Consider the following 19,842-nt stretch of genomic DNA (forward strand, 5'->3'; position numbering starts at 1 on the left):
GATTAGTTGAAAAGGTAACATGTGTATAGAGAGCGTATCTTGTAATCCCTTACAATGTTTGTGGTATAATAAGGAAAACGGAGGAAGTACTATGAAAATCATCGTCGTAGGAGCATCGTTTGCAGGGATGAGTGCCGCTTTAGAATGCGATAAACTCTATCCTGAAGCGCAGATTGTCTTGGTCGATAAGGAAAAGGAAGTCGGCTTTTTTCCGAATGCACTGAATTGGCAATTAAAGGGTGAGTTAGGGCATATCGAAGCCGCACGGAGTGATTTGTGGAGACAAGTGCAGCGGACGATGATTGATATTCGATTAGAAAGTACATTAGTTCAAGTGGATGCTGACAAGCAGTTGCTTTGGCTTCAGCAAGGCTGTCAAGTCATCGAAGAAAGTTATGATGTGCTCATTTTAGCCATGGGAGCAGGGCAAGTCTGGGAGGTCGAAGATGAGAGGCTAAAAGAGCGGATGTTATCGTCCAAGTATTTTTCAGATGCCCAAGAAAGCCAGAAAAAGATAGAAAAGGCTCAGTCTGTCATTATCATCGGTGGAGGACAGATTGGACTAGAGAGTGCAGAAGCTCTGAGCCAACGCAAGCTCTCTCTCAGGCTATTTGAAGCTGAAACGTCACCCTTAGCCAAATATATAGATGATGATCTAATGGTCGGTATTGAAGATGAGCTGAAAAAGCGCAAGATTGACCTACATACGGCAGAAATCGTAGAGAAAATTAGTGTGTCGCCTGCTGGTGATAAGATCAAGGTTGACACCTTAAAAGGCTGCTACGAAGCGGACTATTTGCTGGTGGCGACGAATTTTCAACCCAATACAGATGTCGTAGCCGAAATCCTTGACCGTAATCCTGACAAGACCATTATCGTAGATGACTATTTGGAAACCAGCAAGCCCCATATCTTTGCGATAGGTGATTTGATTCAACTGCCGTTCGCCTTTTTTGGAAAGGCGTATCTGCCTCTCATCAATCATGCTATTCTGACAGGACGCTTGGTGGCTTATAATTTGGTAACAAAACGTCGACCATTGCAAGAAGTGCAACGAATTGTTTCCAGTCATCTTTTTGGCTACAATATTACGAGTGTCGGCTTGACGGAGCGTCAAGCGCAACTCTGGACAGACGTGGATACGATTTTTTTACAAGCGCCTTTCAGCCAGTGGGAAGCAGAAGAATTGACCTTTAAACTGATTGTGCAGCGTTCAGACGGTCGTCTCTTAGGTGGACAGTTGATTTCCACCTCGCACCATATTCATCAAATGAATACCTTAGCTCTTGCCATTTCAAATGGGATGACAGCGCAGGATTTGGTGGAACAAAGTTGGCTTTGTTTGCCACGTTATACCAATCTAGTTCCTATTGTAACAGAAGCTTGCCAGCTCTATCTTCGTCGCAAAGAGGAGGCTGTGTATGAGGATTGAGGACCTTTTTGAAAAGCGAGAGCGGGCCATTTATCTTCTGGTAGAGCGTTTAAGGGATAGTCGAACAAGCCTCTCATTAAAGAGTCTATGCCAGGAATTGGAGTTATCACGTACGACCTTAGTTCGTTATATTGAATCATTTGACGAAGAAGCAAGACAGGACCAACTGGGTTTATCTTTTCAGGTCAGAGACGAAGAGGTCAGTTTTACGAAAAAGGATAGTCTATTACATGCGGAATGGTTAGCATATTTGTGCCAGTTTAGTACCAAATATCAGATTTTAGTCTATCTTTTTGAGAAGGAAGAATTTGTCATTCAGGCGCTAGCTCAACACTTGCTAATTAGTGAGGCCAGTCTCAATCGGCAATTAGCTGCCCTGAATCACCTCTTGCAAGATTTTCAAATTAGTATACGCAACGGTCGTCTCAAGGGAAGCGAGTTGCAGATTCGCTATTTTTATTACCAGCTCTTTTTGCAAACTAAGAGCTTATCTCATATCAGCACATGCTCACATTTCCGTCAGATAGCAACCTATCTTCCACTTTTTGAACGATTTTTTGATACCAAGTTCAATACTTACCAGTATCTCCAATTGTGTCTCTGGTTTGGGATTTCTCAGCGGCGCATGAGGGGACATGATGTAGATTTTAGTGAGTTAATCCAGCTGATGCAGCCCTATGTTGAGCAGAAATGGTATCAGGAATTGCGCTCCTTTGCCTTAACCCTTTATCAATATCAGCCTTCGACTGTCCGCGAAGGGGAGGTAATGAGTCTGTTTGCTTTTCTAGTTAGTCAATCCATTCTAGCACCACCGAAGATTGAACACATCTTAGCCTTTGGTGGTCCGATTCGTGAGGCGACTACATGGTGCTACCAGACTATTCGTGAAGAAGTGGGGCATCAGTTACCGGTCTATGAACAAATTTTATACTATCTCAATCAGTTATTAGGCAACGTGTATTTTTTCAAAGGAAGCCTGGATCAGATGGTCTTCCATGAAAATCAGTATCAAATGTCAAGTGCCCAATTCTTTTTGTCTACTGTTGTAGAGCGATTTTACCAGCCTCAGTGTCCAAAACTTATCTTTCAATCTGACGATGAATTGGCTCATTTGGTAGAGCTTTTTGACTATCTCAAGCAAGTGCAGCCAGTAGTGGTGCGAATTGGCTTTATTTCCTGTCAGTCTCCAGTTATTGCCGAGCTAATTTTATTCCAACTGCAAAGAGAATTTGAACGAAAACAGGCTGTTGTCATTGAACCTTTTTCAGCTTCTAGTGATTATGACCTGCTGATATCAGATGAGCCAGTTCATCTAGCAATAGCCTCTTATTCTTTCCATAGAAAGTTGTATACAAGTGATTTGTTGGCATTGAAAAAGAGGATTGCTGCGCTTCAGGAAGAAAAAGAAAAACGAGCTCATCGTCGTCTAGAAACTAGTATGTTTTCGATTGAAAGGCGTTGAATACTCAAAAATATAATAAAAAGGGTAGGACATAGCTTGTCAGATGAGGGCTAAGGTCTTACTCTTTTTATTCTTATCAAAAATTTTTTAGAAATAATATTTTTTGATAGGAGATAGGTGAGGAAATAGGTTACAATAAGGATGAGAAGAAAACGGAAGCGTTTTCAAAAAATAAAAAAACTAATGGAGGTCTCCTATGACACAAGAAAAATACATTATGGCTATTGACCAAGGCACGACAAGCTCACGTGCGATCATCTTTAATAAAAAAGGTGAGAAGGTCGGAAGTTATCAGAAGGAATTTCCGCAAATCTTCCCAAAACCAGGATGGGTTGAGCATAATGCCAATCAGATTTGGAACTCAGTTCAGTCAGTTATTGCAGGAGCTTTTATCGAAAGTGGTATCAATCCTTCTCAAATCGAAGGAATTGGAATCACCAACCAGCGTGAAACTACAGTTGTTTGGGATAAGGAAACAGGGCTTCCTATCTACAATGCCATTGTCTGGCAATCTCGTCAAACCGCCCACCTAGCGGACCAGTTGAAACACGACGGCTACTCTGACATGATTCATAAAAAGACCGGTCTTGTTATTGATGCTTACTTCTCAGCGACCAAGGTGCGTTGGATTTTGGATCAAGTACCTGGCGCTCAAGAACGAGCTGAAAAGGGCGAGTTGCTCTTTGGGACAATTGATACCTGGCTTGTTTGGAAACTGACCAACGGTCGTTGTCATGTGACAGATTATTCTAACGCCGCACGGACTATGCTTTACAATATCAAGGAGCTCAAATGGGATGATGAAATTCTTGCCCTCTTGAACATTCCAAAAGCCATCTTGCCAGAAGTCAAGTCTAACTCAGAAATTTATGGTAAGACAGCGCCATTCCATTTCTACGGTGCAGAAGTGCCGATTTCGGGTATGGCAGGTGACCAGCAGGCAGCCTTGTTTGGACAGTTGGCTTTTGAGCCTGGTATGGTGAAGAATACCTATGGTACAGGTTCTTTCATCGTCATGAATACAGGTGAAAACATGCAGTTGTCTGAAAATAGCCTCTTAACAACAATTGGTTATGGTATCAATGGCAAGGTCTACTATGCTCTTGAAGGTTCTGTTTTCATTGCAGGTAGTGCAGTTCAATGGTTGCGTGACGGTATGCGCATGGTCAAAGAATCTCCTGAATCTGAAGAATTAGCGCGCAAGTCTACCAGCAATGATGAAGTATACGTAGTACCGGCCTTCACAGGTCTTGGCGCACCTTATTGGAACTCAGATGCGCGTGGATCAGTCTTTGGCTTGACACGTGGAACAACCAAGGAAGACTTTGTCAAAGCAACCCTTCAATCCATTGCCTACCAAGTTCGTGATGTCATTGATGTCATGCAGATTGACTCTGGCATGCCAATTTCTGTCTTAAAAGTGGACGGTGGTGCAGCGATGAACAGCCTTCTCATGCAGTTCCAAGCAGACATCTTGGGTATTGAAATTGCAAGAGCTAAAAACCTAGAAACGACAGCGCTCGGAGCTGCTTTCCTTGCAGGACTAGCAGTCGGTTTTTGGAAAGATTTAGAAGAGTTAAAGAGCTTGAATGCGGTTGGTCAATCCTTCCAACCAGCTATGAACGATGCGCGTAAAGAGCAATTGTACAAGGGCTGGAAGAAAGCTGTTGCAGCGACACAATTATTTGCTGAAATAGACGAAGAAGAATAGAAAAGAGAGTACAAAATGGAATTTTCAAAAGAAACAAGACGATTAGCCATTGAAAAAATGCAGGACAGACAGCTTGATTTGCTGGTTATCGGTGGAGGAATTACTGGTGCAGGTGTAGTGCTTCAAGCAGCAGCAAGTGGAATGGAAACAGCCTTGATTGAAATGCAAGACTTTGCAGAAGGTACCAGTAGCCGTTCGACAAAATTGGTTCATGGTGGCTTACGTTACTTGAAACAATTTGACGTGGAAGTCGTATCAGACACAGTTTCAGAGCGTGCCGTGGTACAACAAATAGCCCCTCACATTCCAAAACCAGACCCAATGCTTCTTCCAGTCTATGATGAAGAAGGTTCCACTTTCAGCATGTTCCGCCTAAAAGTTGCGATGGACTTGTACGACCTCCTAGCAGGTGTCAACAATACAGATTTAGCTAATAAAGTTTTAACAAAAGAAGAAGTTCTAGAGCGTGAACCGCATTTGAAACAAGAAGGTCTTGTGGGCGGCGGTGTCTACCTTGACTTCCGTAATAACGATGCCCGTTTGGTCATTGAAAATATCAAACGGGCAGCCAAAGATGGAGCCTTGATTGCGAGCCGTGTCAAAGCAGAGCACTTTATCAAGGATGAAAATGGCAAGATTGTAGGAATTGTCGCACGTGATCTTTTAGCTGACAGCACCTTTGAAATCCGTGCCCGCCTTGTAATCAACACAACCGGACCATGGAGTGATGAAGTACGTAATCTCGGTGGTGAAGGTAGCGGTGTGTTCCAGATGCGACCGACAAAAGGCGTGCATTTGGTCGTAGATAGTGCTCGCTTATCTGTTCCTCAACCAACTTACTTTGATACAGGAGAAGCAGACGGACGAATGGTCTTTGTACTCCCTCGTGAAAATAAGACTTATTTTGGAACGACTGATACAGACTATACTGGCGATTTGGCAAATCCAATGGTGACACAAGAAGATGTTGACTACTTGCTTACCATTGTCAATAATCGCTTCCCAGAAGCAAACTTGACCATTGATGATATTGAAAGTGGTTGGGCAGGGCTACGTCCATTGTTATCTGGAAATGGTGCTTCAGACTACAACGGTGGAAACAATGGTAAACTGAGTGATGAGAGTTTTAACAGCCTAATTGATACGGTCAAAGCCTATCTCAATCATGAAAAATCACGCGATGATGTCGAACACAATTTGACACAATTAGAAGGTAGCGTATCTGAAAAGACCTTAGATCCGTCAGCAGTTTCTCGTGGCTCATCGCTTGACCGTGATGATAATGGTTTGTTGACTCTAGCTGGTGGAAAAATTACGGACTTCCGTAAAATGGCAGAAGGCGCTCTGGAAAAAGTCGCAGAAATCCTTGAAACAGAGCACGGTCGCAAATTCAGATTGATTAATTCAAAAACCTATCCTGTCTCAGGCGGAGAATTAAATCCAGCTAATGTAGCAGAAGAAATCGAACACTTGGCACAATTGGGTGTGAAAAAAGGTCTGAACTATGAAGAAGCGCTCTACCTAGCGAATTTGTACGGTTCAAATGCGCCAAAAGTGTTTGCCCTTAACCATAAGGTAGAAGCTGTAAGCAATCTAAACCAACGTGATTTACTCTCTCTTCATTATGCAATGAAAGAAGAGATGACCTTGACTGCGGTAGACTATCTTCTCCGTAGGACAAATTATATGCTCTTTATGCGGGAGCAACTAGATAGCATTGTTGAGGACGTGCTCCTTGAAATGGCAGCTTACTACTGCTGGTCTGAGGAAGAACGGATAGCACAACGTGCATTATTGGATGAAACCTTAGTCAAGAATGACTTGGCTTACTTAAAAAAATAACGAAACGATAACATTATAGTGGACTGAGAAAGGAATAGGACAAGGCAAGGAGCTGCAGATAGAACTGGCGTTCATCAAAGCGACTGAACAATGTCTGAACCTTTATTCAATTCACTATATAAAAGGAGTTTATATGGAAAAAGAATTATTAGGTGAAGTACTCGGGACTGCCCTGCTGATTTTGTTGGGAAATGGTGTTGTAGCAGGCGTGGTACTTGATAAGAGTAAGAGTAGAGATGCTGGTTGGATTGTCATTACAATTGGTTGGGGGCTTGCAGTTGCAATGGCAGCTTTTGTGAGCGGTGTATTAGGTCCTGCTCACTTGAACCCTGCTGTATCGATTGCAATGGCTTATGCAGGCAATCTCCCTTGGGCATCTGTTTTCCCATACATCATTGCTCAATTTGTCGGAGCTTTTATCGGAAGTATCTTGGTGTATTTGATGTATAAAGATCATTATGATGCGACAGAAGATACTGGAGCGGTGCTTGCGACCTTCTCAACAGGTCCTGCAATCCGCAACACTATAAACAATACCATCAGTGAAGCAATCGGTACATTCGTTCTTGTCCTTGGTTTGCTCGCATTTGGACATTACGATATGCCAGCAGGTCTTGGAACTTTGACTGTTGGAGCTTTGATTGTTTCCCTCGGAGTATCTCTTGGCGGTCCAACAGGATATGCCTTGAACCCAGCTCGTGACCTTGGTCCTCGGATTATGCACGCCCTTCTCCCATTGAAACACAAAGGTGATTCAGATTGGGGCTATGCACTTGTACCAGTTCTTGGTCCAATCATCGGAGGTTTACTCGCAGCCATCTTTTATGGATTCGCTTTCTAATTTGTTAGAAAATGCAAAAAACTGTCTCAGCTGAAAAACTAAGGCAGTTTTTGTTTTTAGACTAATTTTTCTAATTTATCAACCAAGGAACCAACATAGGCAATGGTCTCTTTTAACGGTTTATCAGTTGACACATCAACACCCGCATGCTGAGCCAATTCTTGAGCCGATAAGCTAGCACCTAATGAAAGGGTTTCAAGCCATTTTTCGACAACTGCTTCTGGATTTTCCTCAAGCTGTTTCGCCATGGCTGTACCAATGGTGAGACCTGCAGAGTAGGTATATGGATACAAGCCCATGTAGTAGTGTGGCTGACGCATCCAGATGAGACCGGCATCTTCTCCGATTTCAAAGTCTTCACCCCAGAATTTCTTGATGATATCCAGTTTAATCTGGCAGAGAATATCTCCGTTGAGGTATTCATCTTTGTCCAAACGAGTGTAGACTTCACGTTGGAAAGCCGCTTCTAATAAGTGAGTGACCATATTGTGGAAGTAGGTCCGACTAATCAATTCACTGATGAGATAGGCTTGGAAAGCTGGATCTTGATTTTGTTTCAAGAGAGTATTGCAAGTCAAGACCTCATTAGCAGTAGACGGTGCTTCAATGAAGTAAAGCGATGGATCATAGTTGAGAATGCTTTGTTTTTTCGCTAGTTGGAAATGGCCCGCATGTCCAAGTTCGTGTGCAAGAACAAGCACCTCATTCATCAAACCAGTCCACGATAAGAGAATGTAAGAAGGTCCATCATAAAGGGTTGCACAATAGCCACCAGTTGCTTTACCTTCATTTTGAGCAAAGTCAATCCAACGCTCATCAAAGGCTTGTTCAATCATCTTGATATAGTCCTCACCCAAGATACCGAGACAGTCAATCAAGAATTGTTTGGATTCTTCTGGGGTAATTCGTTGGTTGAAATCAGAAGGAAGACTAATTTTTAAGTCTGCATGGGTAATCTTTTCAAGACCGTGTGCTTTTGCAACTAATTTGACATAGCGACGCATGTGGGGTGCTAATTCGTTCATAATCACATCGATTTGGCGGTCAAATAAATCACGGGACACATTTTGACCAAAGAGAAGGTAATCAATGGTAGAATCAAAACCGCGTAATTTGGCTTCGATTTGCTCATTTTTGATATGAGATAAGTAGTCTGCGGCTGTAGTATTTTTGTATTTGCGAAGAGTTGAGTAGAAGCCAGCTGCGGATTGACGACGAATCTCCGTATCGTGGTTGATTTCGTAGTCATTTTCAAACAAAACGTAGCTGTTTCCGTATGATTGACCATTTGCAGTGAAGTTTTCAAAGGTCATATCTTCGAATTTGGTCGTTTCATAATTGCTGTAGGCTTGACCAAATGTTGGAGCAAAGTTGGCCAACAATTCTTCTTGTAAGGGGTGCAATTGATGTGGTTTTTGACGAAGAATATCCTCAATATAGCTAGTCCACTGTGGCTCTTGATTGCTCACTTGTCTTAGAACTGCTTCATCAAGCAGGCCTAGTTGAGTTGGTAAAAAAGCGACTTTTGGATAGCTATAAGCCATGGTTACTTGGTATTCGTTTGCAAGGGCAGCAAGCTCTGTATTCATCTTGTCAACATCAAGATTGAGTAAAGCATAGTGGCTCAATTTGCTGTTAATGGTTTCAATCATTTCGTACTCTTTGAGAGCCTTGATAATCACTTCAAGAGAAGTAAGCTTATCTTTGTAGTCGTTTTCAAACTGCTCAACCTGTACCTTGTAGGCAGCAAGACCTTCTTGATAGGCTTGGTGAGACGGATAAATAAGGGACGTATCCCAGGTTAATTGCACGTCAATTTCTTGACGTTTTGGCATAGCATGTGACATCTGAATTCTCCTTTTTTGTATTGAAAATATTATATCATATATCGGGGAAAAAACTTGACAAATCTGTATAATCCTTGGATAATAGTAGTATAAAAGGGTTGTGAAACCTCAAGAAAGGAGCTTTTTATGCAAGTCATTAAACGGAGTGGAGAAGTCGTTGACTTTGATCCAGAAAAAATTTACCAAGCGATTATAAAAGCTGCTCGTACTGTCTATGTCATCGATGATACTTGGCGTCAAAACTTGGCTCAAGTAACCAAGAAAGTAGTTTTAGACTTGGAAGAAGCTCATACAGAGCGCCCAACAATTAGCATGGTGCAATCACAAGTAGAACACCGTCTGATTGATGCAGGCTATATTGCGATTGCTGAGCACTATATTTCTTACCGCCTCCAGCGCGACCTTGAGCGCAATGGCTACGGCGATCGTATCAATGTACATCTGCGCTTTGAACAAGTACGATAATCAAGAAAGCTATCTATCGATGGCTTTTTATTTTTTACAAATCGAGCAAAAGACTTGCCAAGTTGATTTTCTTATGCTAAACTTGTTCTTGTAATCGATACAACAACAAAGAGGGGAAAACCATGACAAAAGAATACGACAAAAAATTTTCGGTATCTATTTTACTTTGGATGAGAGAGGACAAGCCTCGGCAAGAGGGAATGGACTATTGGTCTGGCCCACATTCACAGATTATTGCCGCCTCACCAGGGCTGTCAGAATACCGCCAACAACATCTTAGTGAAACCCAGCATAGTTTTTGGCCAAGTACAGCTGGTCTTGAAACAAGTATTTCACCTGACCGCCGGATAGATGGCATTGCAGAAGTCACCTTTGACAATCTGTTGTCACCAGTTGCAGGTCGTCATCAAACCGCCTTGGCTTTTAAAGACGAAGTAAATGTCTTTCGTCGGACACTGATGCACATGGGCTTTCCCTTTTCGTCCAGATGGTTTAAAACTGCTGAGCAGTCAGGTAGTCAGCTACGAGATGTCCTTTACATCCGTCGAAAAGAAGGGGTCAGCAGTGCTTCCTTTAAAAAATTTATCAACGACAGTTTAGCTCCTGAAATTTCAAAAGTAGCTGGAGTAACGGAAACACGCTCTCAAGTCTACATGCCTTGGAACAAGGCAACTTGGGATACGCCACACGTTGCGCATGACAATCCCAAAGCAGAACACCTACATGCCTCCATTATCATTGGTTTTAGAAATCAGGAAGCCAGAGAGCAATTTTACAAGACAGTTGCTCCTAAACTGAACAATCAACTGATTTCCCATGCCTCAGCAGTTCATGCCTATCAAATTGATCAGACCTTGACCTATGTTGAAAATGGGCAGAAAACATCCCTGTAGTTGATTTTCAGGAATTTTCTTGATAGATTGCTCGATATTTTTGAAAAAATTGAGCAAAAGACTTGCCAAGTTGATTTTCTTATGCTAAACTTGTTCTTGTAATGAATACAAGAACAGAAAGGAGTCACTATGGATACAAAATTTTCTGTTGCACTCCATATTTTAACCATGATTAGTGAAAGTAAGGAAGTCCTGAGTTCGCAGGCCTTGGCTGTGAGTGTTGGAACCAATGCAAGCTATATTCGGAAGGTCATTGCGCTCTTGAAAAACGCAGGATTAATTACGTCCCAGCAAGGTCGCTCAGGCTATCAGTTGAGCAAGAACCCTAAGGAAATATCCTTATTAGAGATTTATTTGGCTACTCAGGAAGTAGACCATATCCGTCTTTTTCAAATTCATCAACATGCCAATCAAGACTGTCCAGTTGGTCAGCATATCGAGGGTGCAATGACCCCGATTTTTGCCAGTGTTGAAAAACAATTGGAAGTAGATTTAGCTCATCAAACCCTCGGCAATGTGATTGATAACCTTTATCAAATCGCAAAGAAAAGCCGTATCTGACCTGTGTGTCAGATTTTCTTAGATATCAGATATACCTGTAATTGATACAAATACAAATAAAGAGAAGAGAAAAGAGAAAAACATGAAAGCAGCACAACACACAAGCTATGACAAACAGAATATTACACTAAGCGTAACTGAAATTGCTAAACCGTCGATTACTAGCAATCAAGTTCTTATTAAGGTAACAGCAGCAGGAGTCAATCCGCTCGATAACATGATTTCACGTGGAGAAGTCAAGATGATTGTTCCTTATAAGCTACCACAAACTGCTGGAAATGAAGTGGTTGGCTTGGTAGAAGAAGTAGGATCTAATGTGACGAAATTTGCAGTTGGAGACCGTGTTTTTGGTCGTCTTCCTCTCAATAACATCGGTGCTTTTGCTGAATACGTAGCAGTTGAGGTTCAAGCATTGGCGAAGGTACCAGATTATTTGACAGATGTGGAAGCAGCTGCGGTTCCGCTCACAGCATTGACCATTATGCAGGCCTTGGATTTGATGAAAGCTCAAGCAGGTAAAACTATCTTTATCTCTGGAGGAACAGGGGGTGTTGGTGGTATGGCTATTCCAATTGCGAAAGCTAAGGGCTTAACCGTTATCACTAATGGTGACGGAGTAAATGGAGAGCGTGTCTTGGCTCTAGGAGCAGATCGTTTCATTGATTACAAGACAGAAGATTATACCGAAACCGTGAAAGATGTAGATTACGTTTTGGACACCCTTGGCGGAGCAGAGACTGAAAAGCAAATGTCAATTATGAAAAAAGGTGGGCAATTAGTTTCCCTTCGAGCGATGCCAAATGGGGACTTTGCCAAACGCATGAATCTACCAAAATGGAAGCAGATTTTATTACAACAAGTTGGACGTAAGTTTGATAAAATGGCAGATAAGTACGGTGTTCACTATTATTTCATCTTTGTTGAAAGCAATGGGGAACAGCTACAAGAAGTCGCAGATATTTTCAGCAAACTGCAAATTAAACCTTCTATTGATACGGTCTATCCATTTGAGGAAGTGAATGCAGCACTCGATAAGGTCGCTAATGGACGTTCACGCGGAAAAACAGTCCTCAGTTTTTAGAAAGAATAGGAGAATTACATGTCTTACATCACCACAAAAAATCAATATGTGACAGTCGCAGGCCAGCAGATTGCCTATCGTGAGCTTGGGCAAGTGAAGTCAGCTCTTCCCTTGGTCATGTTAGTGCATTTGGCAGCGACTTTGGATAATTGGGATCCTAAGTTACTGGATCTACTAGCTGAAAAACAGCATGTCATCGTAGTAGACCTTCCTGGTGTTGGAGCTAGCCAAGGAAAAGTAGCCCCGACTATACCAGAAATGGCAGAACAAGCTATCGAAATTCTTATGGCACTAGGCTATGAGCGGATTAACCTCCTTGGTTTATCTATGGGAGGTATGATTGCGCAAGAAATTGTCCGCATCAAAGGTGGTATGGTCAATCGCTTAATCCTAGCTGGAACAGGTCCCCGTGGTGGACTTGAGATGGATAGGGTGACGGGCAAAACCTTCCGTTACATGCTAAAAGCAGGAATTGAGCGCATTGATCCCAAACGTTATATCTTCTATAATCACGATGAGGAAGGCAAAATCGAAGCCAATAAGGTGTTAGGGCGTATGGGCATGAGAAGGGCTGAACATACAGACAAGGATATGAATATTCCTGGTTTCTTGACACAATTAAAGGCAATCAAACGTTGGGGCAAGGCTGCTAAAGACGATATGCGCTATATTACCCAGCCGACACTGATTGTTAATGGGGAAAAGGATATGCAGGTTCCGACAGAAAATTCGTATGTGATGCATGAGAAGATTGCAGGAAGTAAGTTAATCATTTATCCTAAGGCAGGGCACGGTTCTATCTTCCAATACGCAGATGAATTTTCCAAAGAATTGCTAGCATTTTTGGAGGCCTAGAATGTCTAAAACTATTTTAATCACAGGTTCTACGGATGGAATTGGAAAGCACTTGGCTCTGAAATTAGCCAGTGAAGGACATGAAGTCATTCTCCACGGTCGAAATCCGCAAAAATTGGACCAAGCGTTGACGGATATAAGAGAACAAGTTCCTGTAGCTCGCCTTCATACGTACTTGGCTGATTTATCCCAACTGTCGGATATTTACCGTCTGACGGCTGATCTGAAGCGTGATTTTACCAAGCTAGATGTTCTTGTGAACAACGCTGGGATTTTTGCAGGTCAAAACCGTCAGCTGACGAAAGAAGGGGTAGAAGTGACCTTTATGCTCTCTGTACTTGCACCTTATGTCTTGACGACAGAGTTGCTACCGCTATTAGAGAAGGCTGATGCAGGTCGTGTCATTCACACGTCATCCTATATGCATCATTTTGCTAGGATTGAGGAAGAGGATTTTTCACTGGAGGAGAACTATACTCCAAGCTTAGCCTATAACAATGCTAAACTCTACACTATCTGGCTGACCCGCTACCAAGCTGAGCAGTTGGAAAAAGTTGGCTCAAAAGTGACGGTGAATTCTTATCATCCAGGCTTGATTGCCACTAATTTAGTGAAAAATTCGAGAGATGAAAAATCTCAGAAGTCTCCGTCTGATAGGAGCAATCAGTTTGTCCCTAAGGGCTTAGATGAAGGGATCAAAACAGGCTATTATTTAGCACTCTCAAATGAAGTAGAAAGCCTTAGCGGACGGTATTTTGACGAGAAACAGGAAAAACGGGTCTCACTCCATGGGTATACTCCTGAAAAAGCTGCAAAACTCATGGATTATTGCCAACAAGCGGTAGCCAATTACTCAACTTTCTCGGTAAATAAACCTATTTGAGAAAGACTTTGCCTATAATTAGAAAACAAGATTTGAAATGTAGTGCAAATCTTGTTTTTTATTGCTGTTTTAAGAGTGTTTGTGATAGGACAGCACGATTGTCGGTTTATAGCTTGACAAATCACATTGGGAACGAGTGATTAGCTGATAGAAATAAAAAGAAGCCCACTCAAAATCGGAAAATCGTGATATAATAGTAGTTGATTATCTAGTGATGAGCGATAGATTAAAAGAAAAGGAATGATATACAATGGCTACTATTCAATGGTTTCCAGGCCACATGTCTAAAGCAAGACGGCAGGTGCAGGAAAATCTTAAATTTGTTGATTTTGTAACGATATTGGTGGATGCACGATTGCCCTTATCGAGCCAAAATCCGATGTTGACAAAGATTGTGGGGGACAAGCCAAAATTATTGATTTTAAACAAGGCAGATTTAGCAGACCCAGTGGCGATCAAGGAATGGCGAGCTTATTTTGAAGCACAAGGCATTCCAACCTTAACTGTCAATTCCAAGGAACAATCTACCGTCAAAAAAGTAACAGAAGCCGCCAAAAAATTGATGCGTGAAAAAATCGAACGTCAAAAAGAACGAGGGATTCAGATTGAAACCTTGCGTACTATGATTATTGGGATTCCCAATGCAGGAAAATCGACGCTGATGAATCGCTTGGCTGGTAAGAAAATTGCGATAGTTGGCAATAAACCCGGAGTTACCAAGGGGCAGCAGTGGCTCAAGTCCAATAAAGATTTGGAAATCCTTGATACACCGGGGATTTTATGGCCAAAATTTGAAGATGAGCAAGTAGCTCTCAAATTGGCTTTGACTGGGGCGATTAAGGATAATCTTCTACCAATGGACGAGGTCACGATATTCGGATTGAATTATTTCAAGACACATTATCCAGCAGCCTTGAAAGAACGCTTTAAGCAGATGAATCTGGATGATGAAGCCCCTGAAATCATCATGGATATGACGAAAAAACTTGGTTTCCGTGAGGACTATGACCGCTTTTATACCTTGTTTGTGAAAGAAGTAAGAGATGGTAAATTAGGTCTCTATACCCTTGATACAGTTGGTGATGAAGATGGCAACGATTAAGGAAATAAAAGACCTCCTTGAGACCATCACAGATAAAGAGGACACGCGTTTAGAGGAACTGGCTAAGGATACTCGAGCGGGGGTGCAAGCCCTACTCCAGAAGAAACACAAGGATTTTCTGGCAGAAGAAGCAGAAGATGCTCGTTTAGAGCACATGCTTTCCTATGAAAAAAACTTGTATGCGCAAGGAATTGAATTGATTGCAGGCATTGATGAGGTCGGTCGTGGCCCCTTAGCAGGTCCTGTTGTAGCAGCTGCCGTTATATTGCCAAAGGGTTGTAAAATTCGCTTTTTAAATGACTCAAAAAAAATTCCCAAAAACAAACACCAAGTCATTTATGAAGAAATCATGGATCAGGCAGTAGCAGTAGGAATTGGAATTAAGGACAGTCAAGTCATTGACCAAGTAAATATCTACGAAGCGACCAAGTTAGCCATGCTTGAGGCTTTAGAGCAATTAGCTGTTCGTCCACAGCATTTGCTGATTGACGCAATGAGATTGAATACGCCGATTGCACAGACCTCTATTATCAAAGGAGATGCCAACAGCCTGTCCATCGCTGCTGCTAGCATTGTCGCAAAGGTGACAAGAGATTGTTTGATGGCTGAGTTTGAGGCGAAGTATCCAGGATATGATTTTGCTAAAAACGCAGGTTATGGAACCGCCAAACACTTGGAAGGCCTGCATGAAAAAGGTGTGACCCCCATTCACCGTAAGAGCTTTGAACCGATTAAATCAATGCTTAAGAAGAAAGGGAGCAAATATGACAGAACGTGAAAAAATGCTAGCGGGCAAACTATACGATGCTAGCGATGCAGAATTAGTCCAGTTACGCAGCTTGGCACGTCGCTATCGCATGGAATTTAATCAAGAACTAGATAGTACAAAACGGAGCGAATTGCTTAAATCATGGTTTGGGAAAACTGGTAATCAGATTTATATTGAGCCAGATTTTGCTTGTGACTATGGTTGTCATATTTACGTAGGAGAAAATTTTTACGCTAATTTCAATTGCACATTTTTAGATGTTTGTCCGATTAGGATTGGTGATAATGCCATGTTAGGCCCCAATGTACAACTTCTTACTCCGCTTCATCCCTTGGAGGCAAACGAACGGATTTCAGGTATGGAATATGGTAAACCAATTACAATTGGAGACAATTTCTGGGCTGGTGGTGGTGTGACGATTCTCCCAGGCGTTTCTTTAGGGAATAACGTTGTCGTGGGTGCTGGTTCTGTTGTGACCAAATCTTTTGGAGATAATCTTGTCCTAGCGGGTAATCCTGCTCGTATTATCCAGACACTTGACTTTCCCTAAAGCCCTCGATTGTGTGATTCTAGAAAGAACTAGGCTAATTTGATTAGCATCAGAATGTAGACAAACCTCACAATTCAGAAAAAATACAAATATATTTAAGTTTCTGTAGTTTTAAGATTAGAAAATTTGCGAGCACAATACCGCCACCTCCGCCGTGCTAAAAGTGGGAGTGAGACAGAAGTCGTGTTTTCATTGAAATCGATTATCCTCGCTCCTTTGTTTCTGGGCTCGGGCTAAAATAATCCACTGGATTATTTTACTACGAAGGGAATCGCTGATGTCCGAAAGCACATGAGGATGGTGGCAATAAAAAGGCTTTTTCTTCAAGCTGAGGCTAATTTGATTAGCATTACTTGAGGTTGCCAAAAAATCTTAGCATACGATGTTAGGATTTTTTCTTTTTGAAAAATATGAATAATTTATACAGAAAAATAAATTTTTTTACGAATAAAGAAGGAGAGGTGAAAAAATGAATAACTTTGAATTATTTACATTAAAAAAAGCAGGATTAACAAATCTGCAAATCCATAAGGTATTGGCAGCTCAAGATAGTCATAAAAAATCATTATCGCTTAAATCAATAGCTCTTTATTCCACGTGTAAAAATCCTGTCATATTCATCGAAAAATATAAACAGCTGGATCTTAAAAGATGTCGAGAGGAGTTTAATCGCTTTCCTTCTTTTTCCATTTTAGATGACATTTATCCATTAGAGCTAAAACAGATGTATAACCCACCGGTTTTGCTGTTTTATCAGGGAGATCTTAGTTTGTTGGAACATCCTAAACTTGGAGTAGTTGGAGCCCGTTCAGCAAGTACAACGGGTACTCAGTCAATCAAAAAAATCATCAACGAATTGAACAACCGTTTTGTGATTGTCAGTGGTTTAGCTAGGGGAATTGATACAGCAGCTCACATGGCTACTTTAAAAAATGGTGGTAAGACGATTGCTGTTATTGGGAGCGGATTAGATGTCGCTTATCCAAAAGAAAATAGAAGATTACAAGCCTATATTGCCAAACATCACTTAATCTTATCCGAATACACAGCTAGAGACCAGCCACTCAAGTACCATTTTCCTGAGCGAAATCGGATTATCGCAGGTTTGTCACAAGGAATTATTGTGGCAGAAGCAAAAATGCGCTCCGGTAGCCTGATTACCTGCGAGTATGCATTAAATGAAGGACGGGATATTTTTGTTATTCCAGGCAGTATTACAGACGAAAAATCTGTAGGTTGTCATTTTCTAATTCAAGAGGGCGCAAAGTGCATTACATCAGGGATTGATGTCCTTTCAGAATACAAAATCTAAAATGAGTTTTCCTATAGGAAAAGAAAAATCTTGACACTTACCTAAAAATAGTATATTCTTTTTGGTGCTATACTAGTTTAAAAATATTGTAAAGGTAAGAATATGGTAACAACGAAGAAAAAAGCAACTACTAAGAAAAATTTAGTCATCGTGGAGTCGCCAGCAAAGGCCAAAACGATTGAAAAATATTTAGGACGCAATTACAAGGTTGTTGCCTCAGTCGGACATATCCGTGATTTGAAAAAATCCAGCATGTCGATTGATTTTGACAATAATTATGAGCCAGAATATATCAATATTCGTGGAAAGGGGCCACTCATTAACGACTTAAAAAAAGAAGCCAAAAAAGCCAAACAAGTCTTTCTCGCCAGTGACCCGGATCGCGAAGGAGAAGCAATTTCTTGGCATTTGGCTCATATTTTGGGGCTGGATGAAAAGGATAAAAACCGTGTTGTTTTTAATGAGATTACAAAAGACGCAGTAAAAAACGCCTTTAAAGAGCCACGTGCCATTGACCATGATTTGGTTGATGCCCAGCAGGCTCGTCGTGTTTTAGACCGCATTGTGGGGTATTCGATTTCTCCTATTTTATGGAAAAAAGTCAAAAAAGGCTTGTCGGCGGGTCGTGTGCAATCCGTAGCCCTAAAACTAATTATTGACCGTGAAAATGAAATCAACAATTTCAAACCAGAAGAATACTGGACCATTGACGGAACCTTTAAAAAGGGGACCAAGAAATTCCAAGCTAGTTTCTATGGTGTAGATGATAAGAAGCTCAAGTTAGAGAACAATGAGCAGGTCAAAGAAGTCCTAGCACGTATTAAAGGCGATGAGTTTTCGGTTGATAAGGTAGAACGCAAGGAGCGTAAGCGTAATGCACCATTGCCGTATACAACTTCAACCTTGCAGATGGATGCGGCTAATAAAATTAATTTTCGGACCCGTAAGACCATGATGGTCGCTCAGCAATTGTATGAAGGAGTGAGCCTTGGAACAGGTGGGACACAAGGTTTGATTACCTATATGCGTACCGATTCAACTCGAATCAGTCCAGTCGCTCAGGCACAGGCAGCAGATTTTATTACTGAGCGTTTCGGGTCTAAGTATTCTAAGCACGGTAGCAAAGTCAAAAATGCTTCTGGAGCCCAAGATGCCCATGAAGCGATTCGTCCGTCCAATGTCCAATTAACGCCTGAGTCCATTGCTAAATATCTAGACAAGGATCAATTGCGCCTCTATTCTCTAATTTGGAATCGATTTGTAGCTAGTCAAATGACAGCAGCAATCTTTGACACCATGAGTGTGCGTTTGGAGCAAAATGGTGTCTTATTTACCGCAAACGGTAGCCAGGTTAAATTTGACGGTTATATGGCTGTTTATAATGATTCAGACAAGAGCAAGATGTTGCCGGATATGGAAGTCGGTGACAAGGTGCAGCGTGTCTTGACCAAGCCAGAACAACATTTCACTCAGCCACCTGCCCGCTACTCAGAAGCAACCTTGATTAAGACGTTAGAAGAAAATGGTGTTGGCCGTCCGTCAACCTATGCGCCAACCATCGAAACCATTCAAAAACGCTACTATGTGAAGTTGGCTGCCAAGCGCTTTGAGCCGACAGAACTAGGTGAGATTGTCAATAAATTGATTGTCGAATTCTTCCCAGATATTGTCAATGTAACCTTTACGGCTGAAATGGAACAGAAACTCGATGATGTAGAGGTTGGAAAGGCGCAATGGCAGAAGATTATTGATAGTTTTTACCAGCCGTTCAAGGTTGAATTAGCCAAGGCTGAAACAGAGATTGAAAAAATTCAAATCAAGGATGAGCCCGCTGGTTTTGATTGTGATGTTTGTGGCCATGAAATGGTGATTAAATTAGGGCGTTTTGGCAAATTCTATGCTTGTAGCAATTTCCCAGATTGCCGTAATACCAAGCAGATTACGAAAGAAATAGGTGTAACCTGTCCTGAATGTCACAAAGGGCAAGTCATCGAACGCAAGAGTAAGCGCAATCGTGTTTTTTATGGTTGCGATCGCTATCCAGAATGCGAATTTACTTCATGGGATAAGCCGATTGGGCGTGATTGTCCAAAATGTCAACACTACCTTGTTGAAAAGAAAGTACGGGGTGGTGGCAAGCAAGTTGTCTGTCCAAATGGTGATTACGAAGAAAAAAAGGTTAAATAAGAAGGAACCGCTAAATCGTAAAAATGGGTCAATGATTAAAACTAAGAAC

General features: G+C 41.7%; 17 protein-coding genes. 16 read left to right on the top strand and 1 reads right to left on the bottom strand.

The genetic code is table 11. From position 1 onward, the window contains the following. The first annotated feature begins 91 nt into the window (after positions 1–91). From CHF41_RS07065 to CHF41_RS07085, 5 genes are all read left to right on the top strand, one after another. Positions 92–1,432, top strand: a complete 1,341-nt coding sequence (locus tag CHF41_RS07065) for an FAD-dependent oxidoreductase (protein ID WP_162911925.1) — start codon at positions 92–94, stop codon at positions 1,430–1,432. Further along, complete coding sequence (locus CHF41_RS07070) at positions 1,422–2,894, top strand: AcpB/EbpR/MafR family transcriptional regulator (protein WP_119876615.1); 1,473 nt, start codon at positions 1,422–1,424, stop codon at positions 2,892–2,894. The genes CHF41_RS07065 and CHF41_RS07070 overlap by 11 nt, the downstream gene beginning before the upstream one ends. 196 nt (positions 2,895–3,090) lie before the next feature. Next, entirely contained in the window at positions 3,091–4,605 is a 1,515-nt protein-coding gene (gene glpK, locus CHF41_RS07075; protein ID WP_119876616.1) for a glycerol kinase GlpK, read from the top strand. Positions 4,606–4,620: 15 nt separating this feature from the next. Beyond that, positions 4,621–6,447: a type 1 glycerol-3-phosphate oxidase gene (glpO, locus tag CHF41_RS07080; RefSeq protein ID WP_119876617.1), complete on the top strand. Its 1,827-nt coding sequence runs from the start codon at positions 4,621–4,623 to the stop codon at positions 6,445–6,447. A 133-nt stretch (positions 6,448–6,580) separates the two neighbouring features. Further along, positions 6,581–7,288: an MIP/aquaporin family protein gene (locus CHF41_RS07085; protein ID WP_119876618.1), complete on the top strand. Its 708-nt coding sequence runs from the start codon at positions 6,581–6,583 to the stop codon at positions 7,286–7,288. 56 nt (positions 7,289–7,344) lie between these two features. Here CHF41_RS07085 and pepF read toward each other — a convergent pair whose 3' ends face one another. Beyond that, positions 7,345–9,135: an oligoendopeptidase F gene (gene pepF / locus CHF41_RS07090; protein WP_119876619.1), complete on the bottom strand. Its 1,791-nt coding sequence runs from the start codon at positions 9,133–9,135 to the stop codon at positions 7,345–7,347. 126 nt (positions 9,136–9,261) lie between these two features. Here pepF and CHF41_RS07095 point away from each other — a divergent pair, with 126 nt between their 5' ends. The 11 genes from CHF41_RS07095 to topA all read left to right on the top strand — a co-directional run bounded on the left by CHF41_RS07095 (position 9,262) and on the right by topA (position 19,793). Then, positions 9,262–9,600, top strand: a complete 339-nt coding sequence (locus tag CHF41_RS07095) for an ATP cone domain-containing protein (protein WP_075099752.1) — start codon at positions 9,262–9,264, stop codon at positions 9,598–9,600. A gap of 122 nt (positions 9,601–9,722) precedes the next feature. Next, on the top strand, positions 9,723–10,493 hold the full coding sequence (locus CHF41_RS07100; protein WP_119876620.1) for a hypothetical protein: 771 nt from the start codon (positions 9,723–9,725) through the stop codon (positions 10,491–10,493). Between the two features lie 129 nt (positions 10,494–10,622). Further along, a complete protein-coding gene (locus tag CHF41_RS07105) occupies positions 10,623–11,054 on the top strand; it encodes an Rrf2 family transcriptional regulator (RefSeq protein ID WP_119876621.1) in 432 nt (143 codons plus the stop codon). Between the two features lie 82 nt (positions 11,055–11,136). Beyond that, positions 11,137–12,135, top strand: a complete 999-nt coding sequence (locus CHF41_RS07110; RefSeq protein WP_119876622.1) for an NADP-dependent oxidoreductase — start codon at positions 11,137–11,139, stop codon at positions 12,133–12,135. Positions 12,136–12,153: 18 nt separating this feature from the next. Beyond that, entirely contained in the window at positions 12,154–12,990 is an 837-nt protein-coding gene (locus CHF41_RS07115) for an alpha/beta fold hydrolase (RefSeq protein ID WP_119876623.1), read from the top strand. A 1-nt stretch (position 12,991) separates the two neighbouring features. Next, positions 12,992–13,873, top strand: a complete 882-nt coding sequence (locus tag CHF41_RS07120) for an SDR family NAD(P)-dependent oxidoreductase (RefSeq protein WP_119876624.1) — start codon at positions 12,992–12,994, stop codon at positions 13,871–13,873. 250 nt (positions 13,874–14,123) lie between these two features. After that, positions 14,124–14,975 (top strand): ribosome biogenesis GTPase YlqF, encoded by an 852-nt coding sequence (gene ylqF, locus CHF41_RS07125; RefSeq protein ID WP_119876625.1) that lies wholly within the window; start codon positions 14,124–14,126, stop codon positions 14,973–14,975. Then, positions 14,962–15,753, top strand: a complete 792-nt coding sequence (locus CHF41_RS07130) for a ribonuclease HII (RefSeq protein ID WP_119876626.1) — start codon at positions 14,962–14,964, stop codon at positions 15,751–15,753. Before ylqF ends, CHF41_RS07130 begins: the two co-directional genes overlap by 14 nt. Then, positions 15,740–16,294 (top strand): sugar O-acetyltransferase, encoded by a 555-nt coding sequence (locus CHF41_RS07135; RefSeq protein ID WP_119876627.1) that lies wholly within the window; start codon positions 15,740–15,742, stop codon positions 16,292–16,294. The genes CHF41_RS07130 and CHF41_RS07135 overlap by 14 nt, the downstream gene beginning before the upstream one ends. 469 nt (positions 16,295–16,763) lie before the next feature. Beyond that, positions 16,764–17,606 (top strand): DNA-processing protein DprA, encoded by an 843-nt coding sequence (dprA, locus tag CHF41_RS07140; RefSeq protein ID WP_119876628.1) that lies wholly within the window; start codon positions 16,764–16,766, stop codon positions 17,604–17,606. A 102-nt stretch (positions 17,607–17,708) separates the two neighbouring features. Further along, the gene (gene topA, locus CHF41_RS07145; protein ID WP_119876629.1) at positions 17,709–19,793 is read left to right on the top strand and encodes a type I DNA topoisomerase; all 2,085 of its coding nucleotides are present in this window, start codon (positions 17,709–17,711) and stop codon (positions 19,791–19,793) included. Positions 19,794–19,842: the final 49 nt, after the last annotated feature.

Source organism: Streptococcus respiraculi, assembly GCF_003595525.1.
Classification (GTDB): domain Bacteria; phylum Bacillota; class Bacilli; order Lactobacillales; family Streptococcaceae; genus Streptococcus; species Streptococcus respiraculi.

What these genes read in the sequence shown, in the direction of transcription:
- CHF41_RS07065 (WP_162911925.1), top strand. Translation starts at nt 92, where the DNA reads ATGAAAATCATCGTCGTAGGAGCATCGTTTGCAGGGATGAGTGCCGCT.
- CHF41_RS07070 (WP_119876615.1), top strand. Translation starts at nt 1,422, where the DNA reads ATGAGGATTGAGGACCTTTTTGAAAAGCGAGAGCGGGCCATTTATCTT.
- glpK (WP_119876616.1), top strand. Translation starts at nt 3,091, where the DNA reads ATGACACAAGAAAAATACATTATGGCTATTGACCAAGGCACGACAAGC.
- glpO (WP_119876617.1), top strand. Translation starts at nt 4,621, where the DNA reads ATGGAATTTTCAAAAGAAACAAGACGATTAGCCATTGAAAAAATGCAG.
- CHF41_RS07085 (WP_119876618.1), top strand. Translation starts at nt 6,581, where the DNA reads ATGGAAAAAGAATTATTAGGTGAAGTACTCGGGACTGCCCTGCTGATT.
- pepF (WP_119876619.1), bottom strand. Translation starts at nt 9,135, where the DNA reads ATGTCACATGCTATGCCAAAACGTCAAGAAATTGACGTGCAATTAACC.
- CHF41_RS07095 (WP_075099752.1), top strand. Translation starts at nt 9,262, where the DNA reads ATGCAAGTCATTAAACGGAGTGGAGAAGTCGTTGACTTTGATCCAGAA.
- CHF41_RS07100 (WP_119876620.1), top strand. Translation starts at nt 9,723, where the DNA reads ATGACAAAAGAATACGACAAAAAATTTTCGGTATCTATTTTACTTTGG.
- CHF41_RS07105 (WP_119876621.1), top strand. Translation starts at nt 10,623, where the DNA reads ATGGATACAAAATTTTCTGTTGCACTCCATATTTTAACCATGATTAGT.
- CHF41_RS07110 (WP_119876622.1), top strand. Translation starts at nt 11,137, where the DNA reads ATGAAAGCAGCACAACACACAAGCTATGACAAACAGAATATTACACTA.
- CHF41_RS07115 (WP_119876623.1), top strand. Translation starts at nt 12,154, where the DNA reads ATGTCTTACATCACCACAAAAAATCAATATGTGACAGTCGCAGGCCAG.
- CHF41_RS07120 (WP_119876624.1), top strand. Translation starts at nt 12,992, where the DNA reads ATGTCTAAAACTATTTTAATCACAGGTTCTACGGATGGAATTGGAAAG.
- ylqF (WP_119876625.1), top strand. Translation starts at nt 14,124, where the DNA reads ATGGCTACTATTCAATGGTTTCCAGGCCACATGTCTAAAGCAAGACGG.
- CHF41_RS07130 (WP_119876626.1), top strand. Translation starts at nt 14,962, where the DNA reads ATGGCAACGATTAAGGAAATAAAAGACCTCCTTGAGACCATCACAGAT.
- CHF41_RS07135 (WP_119876627.1), top strand. Translation starts at nt 15,740, where the DNA reads ATGACAGAACGTGAAAAAATGCTAGCGGGCAAACTATACGATGCTAGC.
- dprA (WP_119876628.1), top strand. Translation starts at nt 16,764, where the DNA reads ATGAATAACTTTGAATTATTTACATTAAAAAAAGCAGGATTAACAAAT.
- topA (WP_119876629.1), top strand. Translation starts at nt 17,709, where the DNA reads ATGGTAACAACGAAGAAAAAAGCAACTACTAAGAAAAATTTAGTCATC.